Annotated in this window: 14 protein-coding genes and 3 tRNA genes; 6 read left to right on the forward strand and 11 right to left on the reverse strand. The window is 68.9% G+C overall.

Annotated elements, in window-relative coordinates; all coding sequences use genetic code 11:
- A partial coding sequence (locus RYH79_RS00005) for an MBL fold metallo-hydrolase (protein ID WP_370895110.1) occupies positions 1–1,242 on the forward strand: 1,242 nt, incomplete at its 5' end.
- A gap of 185 nt (positions 1,243–1,427) precedes the next feature.
- Here the strand turns inward: RYH79_RS00005 and RYH79_RS00010 are convergent.
- Entirely contained in the window at positions 1,428–2,156 is a 729-nt protein-coding gene (locus RYH79_RS00010; RefSeq protein ID WP_370895111.1) for an aspartate/glutamate racemase family protein, read from the reverse strand.
- Positions 2,157–2,253: 97 nt separating this feature from the next.
- Here RYH79_RS00010 and RYH79_RS00015 point away from each other — a divergent pair.
- Together RYH79_RS00015 and RYH79_RS00020 are read left to right on the forward strand one after the other, a co-directional pair.
- Positions 2,254–2,326, forward strand: a tRNA-Gln gene (locus RYH79_RS00015).
- 44 nt (positions 2,327–2,370) lie between these two features.
- Entirely contained in the window at positions 2,371–3,519 is a 1,149-nt protein-coding gene (locus tag RYH79_RS00020) for an FtsZ/tubulin family protein (protein WP_370895112.1), read from the forward strand.
- Positions 3,520–3,675: 156 nt separating this feature from the next.
- Here RYH79_RS00020 and cgi121 read toward each other — a convergent pair whose 3' ends face one another.
- Both cgi121 and RYH79_RS00030 read right to left on the reverse strand, forming a co-directional pair.
- The gene (gene cgi121 / locus RYH79_RS00025) at positions 3,676–4,239 is read right to left on the reverse strand and encodes a KEOPS complex subunit Cgi121 (protein ID WP_370895113.1); all 564 of its coding nucleotides are present in this window, start codon (positions 4,237–4,239) and stop codon (positions 3,676–3,678) included.
- Positions 4,240–4,244: 5 nt separating this feature from the next.
- Positions 4,245–6,566 (reverse strand): ATP-dependent DNA helicase, encoded by a 2,322-nt coding sequence (locus RYH79_RS00030; protein WP_370895114.1) that lies wholly within the window; start codon positions 6,564–6,566, stop codon positions 4,245–4,247.
- 187 nt (positions 6,567–6,753) lie between these two features.
- On the opposite strand from RYH79_RS00030, the gene RYH79_RS00035 reads away from it, so the two are divergent.
- On the forward strand, positions 6,754–7,233 hold the full coding sequence (locus RYH79_RS00035; RefSeq protein WP_370895115.1) for an ASCH domain-containing protein: 480 nt from the start codon (positions 6,754–6,756) through the stop codon (positions 7,231–7,233).
- Between the two features lie 2 nt (positions 7,234–7,235).
- On the opposite strand, the gene RYH79_RS00040 is transcribed toward RYH79_RS00035, so the two are convergent.
- On the reverse strand, positions 7,236–8,252 hold the full coding sequence (locus tag RYH79_RS00040; RefSeq protein ID WP_370895116.1) for an amidohydrolase family protein: 1,017 nt from the start codon (positions 8,250–8,252) through the stop codon (positions 7,236–7,238).
- Between the two features lie 93 nt (positions 8,253–8,345).
- On the opposite strand from RYH79_RS00040, the gene RYH79_RS00045 reads away from it, so the two are divergent.
- On the forward strand, positions 8,346–9,926 hold the full coding sequence (locus RYH79_RS00045) for a DNA-directed DNA polymerase II small subunit (protein WP_370895117.1): 1,581 nt from the start codon (positions 8,346–8,348) through the stop codon (positions 9,924–9,926).
- A 16-nt stretch (positions 9,927–9,942) separates the two neighbouring features.
- On the opposite strand, the gene RYH79_RS00050 is transcribed toward RYH79_RS00045, so the two are convergent.
- From RYH79_RS00050 to RYH79_RS00075, 6 genes are all read right to left on the reverse strand, one after another.
- Positions 9,943–10,365: a DoxX family protein gene (locus RYH79_RS00050; protein WP_370895118.1), complete on the reverse strand. Its 423-nt coding sequence runs from the start codon at positions 10,363–10,365 to the stop codon at positions 9,943–9,945.
- A 75-nt stretch (positions 10,366–10,440) separates the two neighbouring features.
- A complete protein-coding gene (locus RYH79_RS00055) occupies positions 10,441–10,716 on the reverse strand; it encodes a hypothetical protein (RefSeq protein WP_370895119.1) in 276 nt (91 codons plus the stop codon).
- Positions 10,717–11,089: 373 nt separating this feature from the next.
- Positions 11,090–11,163, reverse strand: a tRNA-Phe gene (locus RYH79_RS00060).
- Positions 11,164–11,219: 56 nt separating this feature from the next.
- Complete coding sequence (locus RYH79_RS00065; RefSeq protein WP_370895120.1) at positions 11,220–11,918, reverse strand: hypothetical protein; 699 nt, start codon at positions 11,916–11,918, stop codon at positions 11,220–11,222.
- A gap of 101 nt (positions 11,919–12,019) precedes the next feature.
- Positions 12,020–13,000, reverse strand: coding sequence for an NAD(P)-dependent oxidoreductase (locus RYH79_RS00070; RefSeq protein WP_370895121.1), 981 nt, complete (start codon positions 12,998–13,000; stop codon positions 12,020–12,022).
- A 193-nt stretch (positions 13,001–13,193) separates the two neighbouring features.
- A tRNA-Val gene (locus RYH79_RS00075) sits at positions 13,194–13,266 on the reverse strand.
- Between the two features lie 150 nt (positions 13,267–13,416).
- On the opposite strand from RYH79_RS00075, the gene RYH79_RS00080 reads away from it, so the two are divergent.
- Positions 13,417–13,851: a DUF192 domain-containing protein gene (locus RYH79_RS00080; protein ID WP_370900701.1), complete on the forward strand. Its 435-nt coding sequence runs from the start codon at positions 13,417–13,419 to the stop codon at positions 13,849–13,851.
- On the opposite strand, the gene RYH79_RS00085 is transcribed toward RYH79_RS00080, so the two are convergent.
- The gene (locus tag RYH79_RS00085) at positions 13,852–14,304 is read right to left on the reverse strand and encodes a DUF2237 family protein (protein ID WP_370895122.1); all 453 of its coding nucleotides are present in this window, start codon (positions 14,302–14,304) and stop codon (positions 13,852–13,854) included.
- Positions 14,305–14,330: the final 26 nt, after the last annotated feature.

A 14,330-nucleotide genomic window follows, 5' to 3' on the forward strand; every position in this document is an offset into this window, starting at 1 on the left:
ATGGAGATTCGGTTCCTCGGCGGCGCCCGCGAGGTCGGGCGGAGTGCGTTGTTGATCGACGACAGTCTCCTGCTCGACTACGGGTCGACGACGGACACGCCGCCGCGGCTCCCCGTCGGCGGCGCCCGCGGGCTCGACCCGGACGCGGTCGTCGTCTCGCACGGCCACCTCGACCACGTCGGCGCCGTACCGGCATTGTTGACCGGCCGGGACCGGCCGCCGATCCACTGGACGCCGCCGACCCGGGACCTGACGCGACGACTCGCCCGCGACACGCTGAAGCTCCACGGCCAGAGCCCGCAGTGTCCGTTCGACACGGAGGCGGTCAAGCGGCTCGGCGAGGTGTCGGTGACACACGGCTACCGGGAGTCGTTCGAGGCGGCCGGCTACGAGGTGACGCTGTTCGACGCCGGCCACATTCCCGGCTCGGCGCACGTCCTCGTCGACGACGGCGACACCCGACTGCTGTACACCGGCGACTTCCACACGGACGATCAACGGATCGTCGCCGGGACGACCGCCCGCCCGGACGCCGACGTGGTCGTGACGGAGAGCACCTACGCCGGCGTCAGTCACGACCCCCGGGCGTCCGTCGAACGGGCGTTCACCGAGGCGGTGCGCGAGACGCTCCAACGCGGCGGGACGACCGTCGTCCCGGCGTTCGCCATCGGTCGGACACAGGAGATGTTGTTGCTCTGTGCGGACGCCGACCTCCCGTGTTACGTCGACGGCATGGGGACGGAGGTGACGCGCACGTTCCGGCAGTACCCCGACTACGTCCGGGACTCGGACGCGTTGGACCGGGCGGCCGGCCACGCCCGCGAGGTGACCGGGCGCGACGGCCAGCGTCGCCGGATCGCCGACCAACCGACGACGATCGTCACCACCAGCGGGATGCTGTCTGGTGGCCCGGCGATGACGTACGTCCCGGCGATTCGGGGGACGCCGACGAACTTCGTCGCGCTCACGGGCTACCAGGTGGAGGGTACCCCCGGTCGGCGGCTGCTGGAGACCGGCAGTGCCGAACTCGACGGCCGACCGATGCGGGTGTCCGCCCGGGTCCGACAGTTCGACTTCTCCGCGCACGCCGACCACGACGGGCTCCGGTCGTTCCTGGCCGACTACCCCGACAGCGAACTGCTCGTGATCCACGGCGACGACTGCCAGGAGTTCGCGGCGGAACTGCGCGACGACGGCTACACGGCCAGCGCACCGGCGGTCGGCGACACCGTCTCCGTGTAGCTACGTCGTCAGGGCGGTCACGACGTCGTCGTCACAGTCGTCGAGCCACCTCTTAGAACGTCGCTGCCGACTGAACGTCTTCAGTCTAGTCGCGTTCAGACTGATCGTGTTCAGACTGAAGACGTTCAGTTTGTTCGCCTCCAGTCGACACGCGATCAGACTGGTCGCGTTCCGTCACGGTGTCGTCACTCGGGCAACGGTCGCTCCCCGAGACACAGTTCGACGGCGCGCTCGACGTGGTGTGCGGTGGTGTCGAACACCGGGGGCGACACGTCGTCGGGACCGATCAGCATCTCGATCTCCGTACAGCTGAGGACGACGGCCTGGGCTCCCTCCGCCCGGAGGTCGGCGACGACCTCGCGGTACAGCTCTCGGGAGTCGTCCCGAACCTCGCCGTGGACGAGTTCGTCGAAGATCACGCGGTCGACGGCTGCGCGGTCGTCGGCGCCCGGGACGACGGTGTCGAGCCCGTGGTCGGCGAAGCGGTCGCGGTAGAAGTCCGCTTCCATCGTCGTCTCCGTGCCGAGGACGCCGACGGTCTCGACGCCACGCTCCCGGATCGCCTCGGCCGTCGGGTCGACGATGTGGACGAACGGGACGGGCGCGGCGGCGACCCGGTCGGCGACCCGGTGCATCGTATTAGTCGCCAGGAACAACGCGTCCGCGCCGGCGTCGGCGATCGCCGTCGCCCGCTCGGCGAGGTACTCGCCCGCCTCGTCCCAGCGGTCGTCGTCGATCGCCGGGGCGACGGTGCCGAAGTCGACGCTGTAGACGACGAGCGGCGCGCTCGTGTGGCCGCCGCGTGCCTCGTTCACCCCCGCGACGATCCGTTCGTAGTAGTGGGTCGTCGAGGCGGGGCTCATGCCGCCGAGCACGCCGATCGTCCGGAGATCGGTCTGTGGGGCGTCGGTCACGCTCGCCGACTCGGCGCCCGGGCACCTGAGTCTGCCGACGGCGTCGGGGCGGTTCGCAAGATACAAGACGACGCCCCCGCTTCGTGCGAGTGTAGGCAGTCCCGTGGGGTAGTGGCCAATCCTGTTGCCTTCTGGGGGCAACGACGAAGGTTCGAATCCTTCCGGGACTACTCTCGGGGAACTGTTATACCGACTCGGAGTGTCGACTCTGGCAATGAGAGTCGGGCTCGTTGGCGTCGGCCGCGCCGGCGGCGCGGTCGTCGACGCGCTCGCGGCGACGGCCGAGCGGAGTCGCGTCGCGCCGGTCGACGCCGCGGTGGCAATCGACACGGACGAACAACACCTGGCAGCGCTGTCGGCGGTGCCGGAGGGGAACCGGGCCCTGGTCGGCCAGGTCGAGACGGCCGGTCGCGGGACGAACGGCGACCAGGAACGGGCCGTCGAGGTCGCCGGCGGTGCGACGGCGGAACTCCGCGCCGCGTTGGACGCGGTTCCGGCGTCGACGGACGCGGTGTTCCTGGTCGTCGGGCTCGCCGGCGGGACCGGCGGCGGGATCGGTCCGTGTGTCGCGGAACTGCTGTCGGAGACGCTCACACAGCCGTTGTACGGCGTCGGAGTGTTGCCGAGCGACGCCGAAGACGAGGCGGGTGAACACGCTGCCCGTGCGATGCGGGCGCTCCGGGCGCTGCGTGAGCCGGCGACGGACGTGTTGCTCGCGGATCTCGACCGGTGGCGGCGGACGGACGCCGACGTCGAGACGGCGTACGGTCCGGCCGACGGCGACCTCGCGGCCGCGCTGTGGTCGCTCGTCGCGGCCAGCGAGACGAGTGGGTCGGCGCCGACGCCGGAACGGACGCTGGACGCGAGCGAGGTGGTCAACACCCTCCAGGGTGGTGGAGTGGCGACGCTGGCGCGGGCGGAGAACGATCTCCCGACGGACGAGAGCGGGGGCGGCGGACTCGTGGACACGGTCAAGAACGTGTTCGGCGACGCCACCCCGGAGGTGGACGACGTGACGGCCGAACGGCTGGTCACGACGACCACGCGGGAGGCGCTCCACGCCGAGGCGTTCGTCGACGACGGCGTCGCCGGCGCGGCGCGCGCAGCCGTCGTCGTCGACGCTCCCGCTCACTACATCCTCCGAGAGGGAATCGAGCGCGCCACCGGGATCGTCGAAGACGAGACCGGCTCCGTCGCCGTCCGGGCCGGCGACCGCCCCCGCCCGAACAGCGACGTGCTCGGCGTCACCGTCTTACTGTCGGGCGTCACCGGGCTCCCACGACTGGACGAACTCGAAGCCCGCACCCGCGAGTACCTCGACGGCACCCCGGACGACCACGGCTCTGACCTCTCGGTCGACTGATCGATCCGGCGTCACGACCCCGGAGTGAAAGTGGTCGTGTGACACGCGCTCGCGCTCGGCACCACCAGAACCGCAAGACTGCACCGGGGGACGCACACCGTAGCCGTCGTGTCCAGTGGAAACCCGGGGGTCGCGTGACGGCGTCTCACTCCCGTGTCACTTCTCCACGTCGAGCAGGGCGACCCGTTCGTGGACCACCGCCGCGAGCGTTCCGTCCGTCGCGGCGAGTTCGCGGTCGGAGACGTCGAAGAACGACCGGAGTCGGTCGCTGTCCGGCGTCACCTCGCCGGGGGTGAACGACGACCGCTCGCGGAGTCGACGGACGGCCTCGTGCTCGCGTTCGGCGGTGCCGTCGTCTTCGTCGGCGGTGCCGTCGTCTCGGTCGGTCGAACCGTCGGCGTCTTCGTCGGTGCCGCGGGCGGCGACGAGGTAGACGACCGGTGTCTCGCCCTCGGAGAGCCCCATCTCCAGCGCGCGGTCGATCTGTCGGCGGCCGGCGGCGTACAGCAACACCTCGACCCCACGGTCGCGGGCGACGTTCTCCCCGCGGTCGAACGCGCGGTCCGCGAGCGTCAGTGCGCGCCGGAGGTGTGTCTCGTCGGCGACGTAGCGGGCGTCGAACCCCTGGACGGTGCAGTCCGTCGTGTCCGCGACCCTGTCGACGGCCGCGAGCGTGTCGTCCAAATCCTCGATCCGTTCGGTTCCGGTCAGTCGCTCCACGTCGATCACCCGAAGTCCCCGAACGTCGCCTGCGATCCGTCCTCGGACGCCTCCGGCTCGTCGCCGAACACCTCCGTGTCCGGCGCGCCGTCGTCCCCGGCCGTCTCGAACGTCGTCGGCTCCCCGCCGCCCGACTCTTCGGACACACCCTCCATCGACGGGTCGCGTCGACCGGCGTTCTCCAGGATCGACTCCGCCGTCCGTCGTCTGCCGTCCAGCGCCGCGAGCACGGCGGACTTGTCCGCCTCCCGGAGCTCCGCTCGGGTCTCCAGGCCCGCCTCGTACAGCTTCCTGGCGCGGACGCGACCGACGCCACGGATCCCAGTCAGCTCCAACAGTTCCTCTCGGACGCCGTCGGCCACCCGGCGTTTCGCCTCCCGGACGGACAGCGACACGCCCAGGTCCAACTCCGTCGCCAACTCCTCTGCGGCACCCAGCAGCCACTCTGCGGTGTCCACCTTCCCGCGGATGTCCCCCGGGCCGACGCCGTACCGCTCCGTGATCCGATCTTCGTCCAGTTCCGACGCCCAGTCTTCCAACAGCTTCGCCGTCTTCAGCGCCGACAGCCAGTCCTCGAAGGCCACGTCCTCGAACTCCGAGGGTGTCGAGCCCAGTAGCTCCGCCTCTCGCTCGTAGCAGATCTCCGAGAACGTCTCCCGGTCGCCGGACTTCAGGTACAGTTCGTACATGTCCGGGGTCCGGGAGACGAGGTGGTACAGCCCCAGCGCCGCCGGCTCCTCGTCGTCGTCCAGCCGACGGAGCCCGTCGATCATCTCCGCGGCCGACATCGGATCGAGGTAGAGCCGCGACACGGTGTGGCCGATCCCGGTCGCGGTCAGGGTGCCGTCGGACTCCTCCAAGAAGTCGTTGGCGAGGAGGTAGTCCACGACCGTGTCCGTCACCGCGCCGAGTCGGTCGTCGTCGTCCGTCTGGCTGGCGTACAGCGTCCGGTCCAAGAACTCCACGAGTCCCGCACGAGAGCCGGCGAAGCCGGACGCGACCGTCGACAGGACGTGTGTCCGGAGCGCCGGCTCCGCGGCCAGCTTCGACTCCACCGGCTCCGGATCCGCCCAGAGGTAGCGCTCGAACAGCTCGTCCATCGTGTCGCGGTCCTTCGCCAGCAGGACGGCCTCGCCGTACGGGTCCAGCCCCGGCCGACCGGCACGCCCCATCATCTGGTGGACCTCCAGCGTGTCCAACGGCTGCATCCCGCCGAACTCGCCGTCGTAGCGCCGCCAGTCCCGGACGATCACGCGGCGTGCGGGGGTGTTGACCCCGGCCGCGAGCGTCGGCGTCGCACAGATACACTTGACGAGTCGGTCGCGGAACGCCTCCTCCACGAGCGAGCGGTGGTCGCTCGCCAACCCGGCGTGGTGGAAGGCAGCGCCGTTCGCAACACAGTCCGCGAGGTCGTCGGAGGTGTCCGTGTCGGACACGTCCCGGATCTCGGCGGCGAGCTCTCTGAGGTCGTTGCGCTCGCCGGTCGTGAGCCGGCGGGCCGTCACCTCCGACAGCCGGCTCGCGGCCGTCTCCGCGTTTCGCCGGGAGTTGACGAACACCAGCGAGGATCCGCGATTGTCCGCCTCGTCCGTCTCGTCCAAGGCGTCGCCGACGAGCGCCGCCGTCGGCTTCTCACCGCTCCCGACCGGCACCTCCCGTTGGTCCCCGTCGGCGAAGTTGACGGCGTTGCCGTAGTGGACGCCCGTCCGGAGGTCGATCGGCCGCCAGTCCGACTCCACGAGCTCGGCGTCCAGCCACTCGGCCACCTCGCCGGCGTTGCCGACGGTCGCCGACAGCGCCACCACCTGGAGCCCGGGGTTGATCTTCCGGAGCTTCGCCAGCGTCACCTCCAGGGTCGGCCCCCTGCCGGGGTCGTCCACGAGGTGGACCTCGTCGGAGACGACACACGTCAGGTCGTCCAGCCACGGCGCGCCGTTCCGGATCAGCGAGTCCACCTTCTCCGAGGTGGCGACGATCACGTCACGCGAGCCCAGCCACTCCTCGTCGGAGTCGAAGTTGCCCGTCGACACCCCGACCTGCACGTCCAGGTCGTTCCAGCGCTCGAACTCCGCCTTCTTCTCCGCGGCCAGCGCCCGCAGCGGGACGACGTACAGCGCCGTCCCGCCGCGCCGGATCGCCGACAACATGGCGAGTTCGGCGATCAGCGTCTTCCCCGAGGCCGTCGGCACCGCGGCGACGACCGACTTCCCGTCTGCCACGCCCGCCTCGACGGCGGCAGCCTGCGGCGGGTAGAACTCCGTGACCCCCGCCGTCTCCAGCTTCTCGGCTGCCCCCTCCGGGAGCGTCGTTACGTCGGCTGGCTCCATCTACGTAGCGTTGGGCGGGTTCGTGGTTCAAATTGTCGGAGCGGATCGTGCCCTGGCGGGCGTCGTCGAACGGTGTGAAGTGACTTATGTACGGGTGGACACAGCGGGCGAGTGTGAGACTTCTCGTCGACAGGAACGCGTTCGTTCGGCACGCAGCAGACGAGACGCCGTCCGAACAGGTGCTCGAGTGGAACGACAGATGATCGCTCTCCTCGCAATCGAGCCCGAGTTTGCAGACCAGATCCTATCGGGCGAGAAGCGGTACGAGTTCAGACGGACCACGTTCGCCGATCACGATACTGTCGACTTCGTCTGTCTGTACGCCTCCAGCCCCGAGCAGCGAATCGTCGGCGGATTCACGACCGACAGAGCCGTCGAGGAGCGTCCCGGGGAACTGTGGGAACGCTTCGGCGCAGCGTCGGGAATCGCCGACAGAGCGCGGTTCCTCGACTACTTCGACGGCGCCGACACGGGGTACGCGATGCGCGTGACAGAGAGCTTCGAGTTCCCCGAGCCGATCGACCCGAACAGCCTGTTCGACGACTTCCACCCGCCGGTCTCGTTCAGGTATCTGGACGCCAACGAGGTGAGGGCGCTCAGTAACGAGATCTCGTCTGCCAGAGGAAACGGCGAGGAGATTCCGCTCCCCCGGTTCGCAGACGACTGACCTCACCCGACAACCCGCTTCACGTCCAGCCCACCGGCCCGCCGGACGACCGCCGAGACGGGTGAGTCCGTGCCGGCGAGGTTGTCGGAGTCGCCGTCCAAGACGAGCAACTGCGCCGGCCGGCCGGACTCGATCACGCCGGCGTCGGAGCCGATCGCGGCCGCGCCGTTGTGAGTCGCCATCCGCAACACCTCGCGGTCGGTCACGTCGAACCGGCGGGCGGTGTACGCCATCTCGCGGAACATCGACGGGTCGTTCACCATCACGTTGTCCGTGCCGAGCGCGACGGTCGTCGCGTCGACCAACTCCCGCAGCGACGGGGTGCCGACGCCCAACGCGAGGTTCGCCCGTGGACAGGCGACGATCGGTACGGACTGCTCGGACACGCGCTGGAGGTGCTCTCGTTCGGCGTGGACCATGTGGACGAGCAGGTCCGGCTCCAGATCCAGGGCGGGGTGGATGTCGGAGGCGTCCGGCTCGCCGGCGTGGATGGCGAACGGTCGGCCACGCTCCCGGACGGCCGCACGTCGCTCCCGGAAGTCCTCGTCCGTCGCGCCGCTGGCGCCGAAGCCGTCGGCCACGTCCAGCACCGCGGGGTCGTCACTCCCGAACACGAACGCCGACACTGCCTCCGTCGCGGCGGCCTCGTTCAGGATCTCTGCACCCGTCCGTCCGAACTCCCGGAAGTCGGCGAACGTCGCCGTCCCGGTCCGAGTCATCTGCCGACAGGTCCGGCGGATCGCCGCGACCTGTTCCTCCCGAGGGGTGTCGCGGAGCCGGCGGTGTTTCAGGCTGTCCGGGGGGACGACCGCCTCCTCCAACGACAGACCGACGGCGGCGTCTTTCGCCACCGAGTCGCCGACGTGGGTGTGGGCGTTGACGAACGCCGGCAGTATCAGGTCGGTCGAGTCGGTGGCCGTCTCCTCGACCGCGGTGATCTCTCCGTCCGCGACGACCACCCGTCCCGCCACCGGCTCGAACGACTCGCCGACGAGAATCGTCCCCTCTAGTGTCTCCATCGGGTCGTGACTCGTCGCCCGGGGCGGTAAGTGGTTTCGTCACCGGACGCCGGTGACGGCACGCTTTTGAGCGCGACCGCCCTCGTGACTGGCGTGCCACTGGAGACGCCGGTCCGTGTCGCTCGGGAACTGGCGGACCGCGGCTACGTCGCCGACCGCGGCGCCGTCACGCTGATCGCGGAGGCGGACGACCCCGCCGCGGCGCTGGAGACGGCCGTCGACGCCGCGCCCCCGGACGCCCTGAAGCTGACCGCCGACCACGTCCAACGAGCCCGCACGGACCAGCCGGCCCCGGATCCCGCCGCAGTCGACGACACACCCGCCGCTCCGACTAGATCCGACAGTGACGACCAGACGGACTCGAGTGACGCTCCACCCGAATCGGAGGGCGACTCGGAATCCCCCGACACGGAGTCGTCCGGGACGGGGTTGGAGGCGACGACCGCCGAGACGGTCGGCGACCGCGATCCGACGCCGCCGACGATCGACAACGACGTGACCGGCGACAGCACCGGCACGGGCGCGTACGAGGAGTTCGTCACGGTGTTCCGCGACCGCTACGAGCGACTCTCCGGCCAGCTCCGCGGGCGCGTCAACCACCGGCCGGCCGACACTATCGGCGACATGAGCCCCGGCAGCGAGGTGGCGATGGTCGGACTCGTCAACGACATCCGGTCGACTGCCTCCGGCCACTGGCTCGTCGAACTGGAAGACACCACCGGAACCTTCCCGGCGCTCGTGATGAAGGACCGCGAACTCGCGGACACCGTCGACGAACTCCTGTTGGACGAGTGTGTCGCCGTCGAGGGGTCGCTGTCGGACGACGCCGGCCTGATCTTCGCCGACGACATCCACTTCCCGGACGTGCCACGGACACACCGCCCGTCGACGGCCGACCGCGAGGTACAGGCGGCGTTGATCTCCGACGTCCACGTCGGCAGCCAGGAGTTCGTCGCCGACGCCTGGGAGCGGTTCGCCGACTGGCTCCACAGCCCCGCCGCCGAGAAGGTGGAGTACCTCCTGATCGCCGGCGACATGGTCGAGGGCGTCGGGGTCTACCCCGGCCAGGACGAGGAACTGGACATCGTCGACATCTACGACCAGTACCGGGAGTTCTCCGAACGGCTGAAGTCCGTCCCCGGCGACATCGAGATCGTCATGATCCCGGGCAACCACGACGCCGTCCGGCTGGCGGAGCCACAGCCCGCCTTCGACGAGGAACTACGCGACATCATGTCCGCCCACGACGCTCGGATCACCGGCAACCCCTCCACCGTGACGATCGAGGGTGTCTCCGTCCTGATGTACCACGGCGTCTCTCTGGACGAGCTGATCGCCGAACTCCCGGACGACGAGGCCAGCTACGACGACCCCCACCACGCGATGTATCAGCTTCTCAAGAAACGCCACGTCGCCCCGCAGTACGGCGGGAAGATGCGATTGGCCCCGGAGAACCACGACTACCTCGTCATCGACGACGTACCGGACGTGTTCCACACCGGTCACGTCCACAAGGTCGGCTGGGGGAAGTACCACAACGTCCTCTCGGTCAACACCGGCTGCTGGCAGGCACAGACCGACTTCCAGAAGTCCGTCAACATCGACCCCGACGTGGCTCACGCGCCGATTCTGGATCTCGACACGCTCGACATGACCGTCCGGAAGTTCGTGTAAACGGGCGCTCGGCGATTCACTCCTCTTCGTCGTCGCGGGCGTACCGCAGCGCCCACACCACGAGCGCGGCCTGCAACGGGAGCCGCCCCCACAGCGCCGCGTCCGACGGCTCTCCCACTGTGCCGGGGAGACCCAGATCCGGATCGCCGGCCGCCATGTAGACGTTGGCCGGGAACACTGCCGCCAGCAGGAGCGCGAGCCCGACCGCCGAGGCGCGTCTGGTCCGTGGGTGGAGCACGCCCAATCCGACCGCGACCTCTGCGGCCCCCGAGACGTACACCAGCGCCCGCGGCCGCGGCAGCCACGGCGGGACGATCCGCTCGAACGGCTCCGGGGCCAGGAAGTGCGCGACGCCGGCGACGAGGTAGAGGCTCGCCATCGCAACGAGCGACAACCGGTCGACGGTGTCGAGCTCGTCTGTGTCGAGTGGGAGTTGCATCCGTGTGCGAGTCGCAAGCCAATCTAAAGAGTATGCCTAACTCTACCGAGACTTGGCTTGGAGGAGGTAGCCAAATTATGAAGAGTTCACTTCGTATATGTCGGCATCTACCTCCTCAAACGCATCGTCGATCATAGGCTCAGTCGGTCCGTGTCCGATGACAGTACCCGTGTTATATATCACTAGAGTAATGTCCTCGTCGTACTTCCAGACTACCCCACCGAAGTCGTCTGGACTGTACACTTCTTGAAACTCTGAATTCACGACGTTGACGTTGACATCGTAGTCAATCTGATACACCTGCTGTATGTTGACGACATCTCCTCCGTCGGCGTTCTCATCTTCAGACATCAGTGTATCTGTTCTCGCTTGAACTACAAATATCACTAGCACTATGTAGTTGATCTACTGACACGAAAGCACGGCTTCGCTCACGCGCCTTGATACAACGGCACCCGCTCCAAGCCTGACAGGTCACATCAGAGAGTGGAAACTTGGCGATACAGTCAACCGATGTTAAATTGAGGGATGATATACCGTCTCCCCGATTCGAATTTTACCACTCTGCTCCCCGGTCCGCGGTTACACCGCGAACCCAGCGAAGGCGAAGCCCTCGCTCCGTTCGCAACCGAGACCTCCCTGCGGTCAGCCTCACGTCGCTCCCGATTCAAATCGGCTCGGCGTCTCCTCCGAAACTGCTCGCTGCGCTCGCGGTCTCGGAGTATGCCGCCTCCCCGATTTGAACGGGGGACAGCTCGATCTTCAGTCGAGTGCTCTCCCAGTCTGAGCTAAGGCGGCGCACCTGAGAGATGGCCACCTCACCTAAAGAGGGTTACGAAACCGACCGCCGTCCCTCACTCCAACACCTTCCGGCGCTCCTCCGTCCGCACTGTCTCGCCACCGCCCGTCACCACCGTGACGATCGTCACCCACCCGCCGGCGTTCTGCACCGCGACCGCCTCCGAGGCGGACAGCTCCACCTCCGTGTTCGTGACGACACTCTCGCCCGGCTGAAGCGTCCCGAGATCCCGCGTCTCCTGGAACACCTGTGCGCCGCTCGCGGTCGTGTTGCCGGCGTACAGCCGCGTCTCCGCCGTCGTCGCCGCCGCCGCCGACTGCCGGTTCTCCACCGTCGCCGTCACCGTCCGGCACGTCAGCCCACACTCGGTCACCTCGTCGATCCGGAAGGTGAACGCCGGCTGGGTCGCAGTCCCGGTCGTCGTCCGCGTCGTTGCTCCGGTCGCGGTCTCGCTCGCGGTCGCGGTCCGCGTCGACTCGTCGTCGGGCGTGTCACTGCTCGCAGCCGCCGTGGGCGTCGGTGTCGCGGTCCGCGTCGACCGTGCCGTCGGTGTCGCCTCGGTGGCCGTCTCCGTCGTGCCGACGAGCGACTCCCCCGCTCGTGGACCGTCGGCGACCCCGGCGAGCTCGTCGTCACCGACCGCGTCGTCGATAGTCTCGATCGGCTGTACGTCCGCGATCACGACCCCCGCGCCCAGAATCGCGCCGATCAGAATCCCGAGCGACACGGCGACTGCGTACTCTCGCGGACTCACACCTCTTCGCCTCCGTCTATCCCCCGTCCCATGCGTCCCTCTTCACCACACCTCGGTATAGATCTGGTGGAGAAACCGACCGCAAGCGTCGGCTCGTCCGTTCAGTCGGTGGTCACGTCGGCCGCCGACGGCACGACCGTCACCCGATCTGCCGGCGTCCCGCCGTCCGCGACGGCCCCGACCGCGTCCGCCACCGTCTCGACCAGATCCGTCTGCGCCTCCGCCGAGTACCACCCCGCGTGCGGCGTGACGAGCACGTCGTCGCGGCCGACCAGCGGAGAGTCCACCGGCGGCTCCGTCGGGAGCACGTCCAACCCCGCGGCCGTCACTGGACCGTCCGCCAGCGCCGCCGCCAGCGCGTCGCTGTCGACCACCGGCCCGCGACCGACGTTGACGACGACCGCGTCCTCTGGCAGTCGAGCGAGCGCCGCCTCGTCGACGAGTCCGCGAGTCTCCGGCGTCAACGGCGCGAAGACGACGAGTAGATCCGCCGACCGGGTCAGCGTCTCGAACCCGACCGTCTCGGCGCCGTGCGCCGCCGCCGTCTCCCGGTCGACGTACGGGTCGTACGCCAGAGTCTCGCCGACGAGCCCCTCCGCCATCGTCGCCGCCTCGCGAGCGATGGCACCGAAGCCGACACACCCCAGCGTCGTCTCGCTCAGTCGCCGTGGCGCCGCCGGTTCGGCCCAGTCCCAGTCACCGTCACGCGTCTGCCGGTCGTACGCTCCCAGCCGCCGGGTGCACGCGACCGCCAGCGAGACGGCGTGACTCGCCACCTCCTCGGTACAGTAGTCGGGCGCGTTCGTCACGAGCGTCCCCGTCTCCCGGGCCGTCTCCAGGTCGACGTTGTCGTAGCCGACTCCACCCCGCGCGACCAGCTCCAGCCCAGTCTCCAGCACCTCTGCCGTCACCGGAGTCAACCCTCCGGCGACGAGCGCGTCTGCCTCCACCTCCCGCAGCCGGGCCGCCAGTCGACCTACCTCCTCGATCGGTTCTCTCGTGACCTCTAGAGGGGTGTCCGTCGCCGCCTCCAGCGCCGACTCTACCCCACTCAACATCCCCATGTCGTCACTGACGAACACTCGGTACACGGACACGAGTAAGCGTTGGAACAACCTACTGGTTGTGGTGGTTCCCGGCGCGTGAGAGGGCTGTCGTTCGCTCCCCGTTCGAACGAGGGAGCGAATCGACCGAGTTCGAGTAGGGAACGGAGTGACCGTAGTTCGAACCCTTCGACGCCAGTCACTGCTGGCTCGCTGCGCTCGCCAGCAGGACTGGGCTCGGGCGGGTTCGAACCGCCGGCCTCTTCCTTGTAAGGGAAGCGTCATGACCACTAGACCACGAGCCCGTACCCGAAGAACCGACACCGCGACTCAAAAACGCACGGATTCTGGGCGACACGCTTTCCACCCGCCGTCTCCGAGTGTCCGCCGTGCCACCCAGCCGATCCGTGACCGTCGTCGCGCTCGCGCTCGTGTTGGCGCTCGTCGGCGGCGGCCTGCTGGCAGTCGACGCCGGCGTGTTCACCCCCAGCTCGTACGACGACGCGACCGTCACCGTCACCGACGAGGACGGCAGCCGCCTGGCGACCGTCGACGTGCGCGTCGCCGACACGTTCCAGAAGCGTTACACCGGACTCTCCGACACCGCCTCGCTGGCCGACGGCGAGGGGATGCTGTTCGTCCACGACCGCCCCGGCACTCACGCCTACGTCATGCGCGACATGGCGTTCCCGTTAGACATCCTGTTCGTCGACGAGAACGGCACCGTCACGACCGTCCACCACGCCGAACTCCCGTCGTCGGACACTGCCGACAGTGACCTGCGGCGCTACCGCGGCTACGGCGTCTACGTCTTGGAGGTTCCGCACGGCTACACGAACCGCACCGGAATCGACGCCGGCGACACCGTCACCGTCGACGGGCTCGACTGACTACGCCGTGTCGGCGTCGCCGCTGTTGCCGTCCTCGCCGTCGTCCCCGTCGACACGCTCCCCGCCCTCGTAGGCGTACGCGTCCAGCGTCTCGCGGTCGATCTCGTCCAACACGTCCTCGTTCGTCGCCGCCAACACCACCGGCGGCGCCACGCCGGCCTCGCGAGCCTCGACCCACCGCGGCACGCAGAGACACCACCGGTCCCCGTCGGACAGTCCGGGAAAGTCCAGGTGCTCGCGGGGCGTGATCAGGTCGTTCCCGCGCCGCTGGGAGAACTCCAGGAACTCCTCGGTGACGACGGCACACACCTCGTGCCGCCCGGGGTCGCGTTCGAGCGCTCGACAGTGCCCGTCGCGCAGAGCACCCGTCGCGGGGTCGGTACAGCAGGGCTCCAGCGGCTCGCCGAACACGTTGCGGTCGGCGGGGGCCGCGTCGTCGGTGTCGGTCGACACGGCCGCCGTTGTGGCTCCGTGTGTAA

Source organism: Halobaculum sp. MBLA0143, assembly GCF_041361465.1.
GTDB lineage: Archaea > Halobacteriota > Halobacteria > Halobacteriales > Haloferacaceae > JAHENP01.

Bases quoted from the DNA above. Each gene is read 5' to 3' on its own strand.
- RYH79_RS00050 (WP_370895118.1), bottom strand. From the start codon at position 10,365: ATGCAACTCCCACTCGACACAGACGAGCTCGACACCGTCGACCGGTTG.
- RYH79_RS00040 (WP_370895116.1), bottom strand. From the start codon at position 8,252: ATGGAGACACTAGAGGGGACGATTCTCGTCGGCGAGTCGTTCGAGCCG.
- RYH79_RS00055 (WP_370895119.1), bottom strand. From the start codon at position 10,716: ATGTCTGAAGATGAGAACGCCGACGGAGGAGATGTCGTCAACATACAG.
- RYH79_RS00020 (WP_370895112.1), top strand. From the start codon at position 2,371: ATGAGAGTCGGGCTCGTTGGCGTCGGCCGCGCCGGCGGCGCGGTCGTC.
- RYH79_RS00030 (WP_370895114.1), bottom strand. From the start codon at position 6,566: ATGGAGCCAGCCGACGTAACGACGCTCCCGGAGGGGGCAGCCGAGAAG.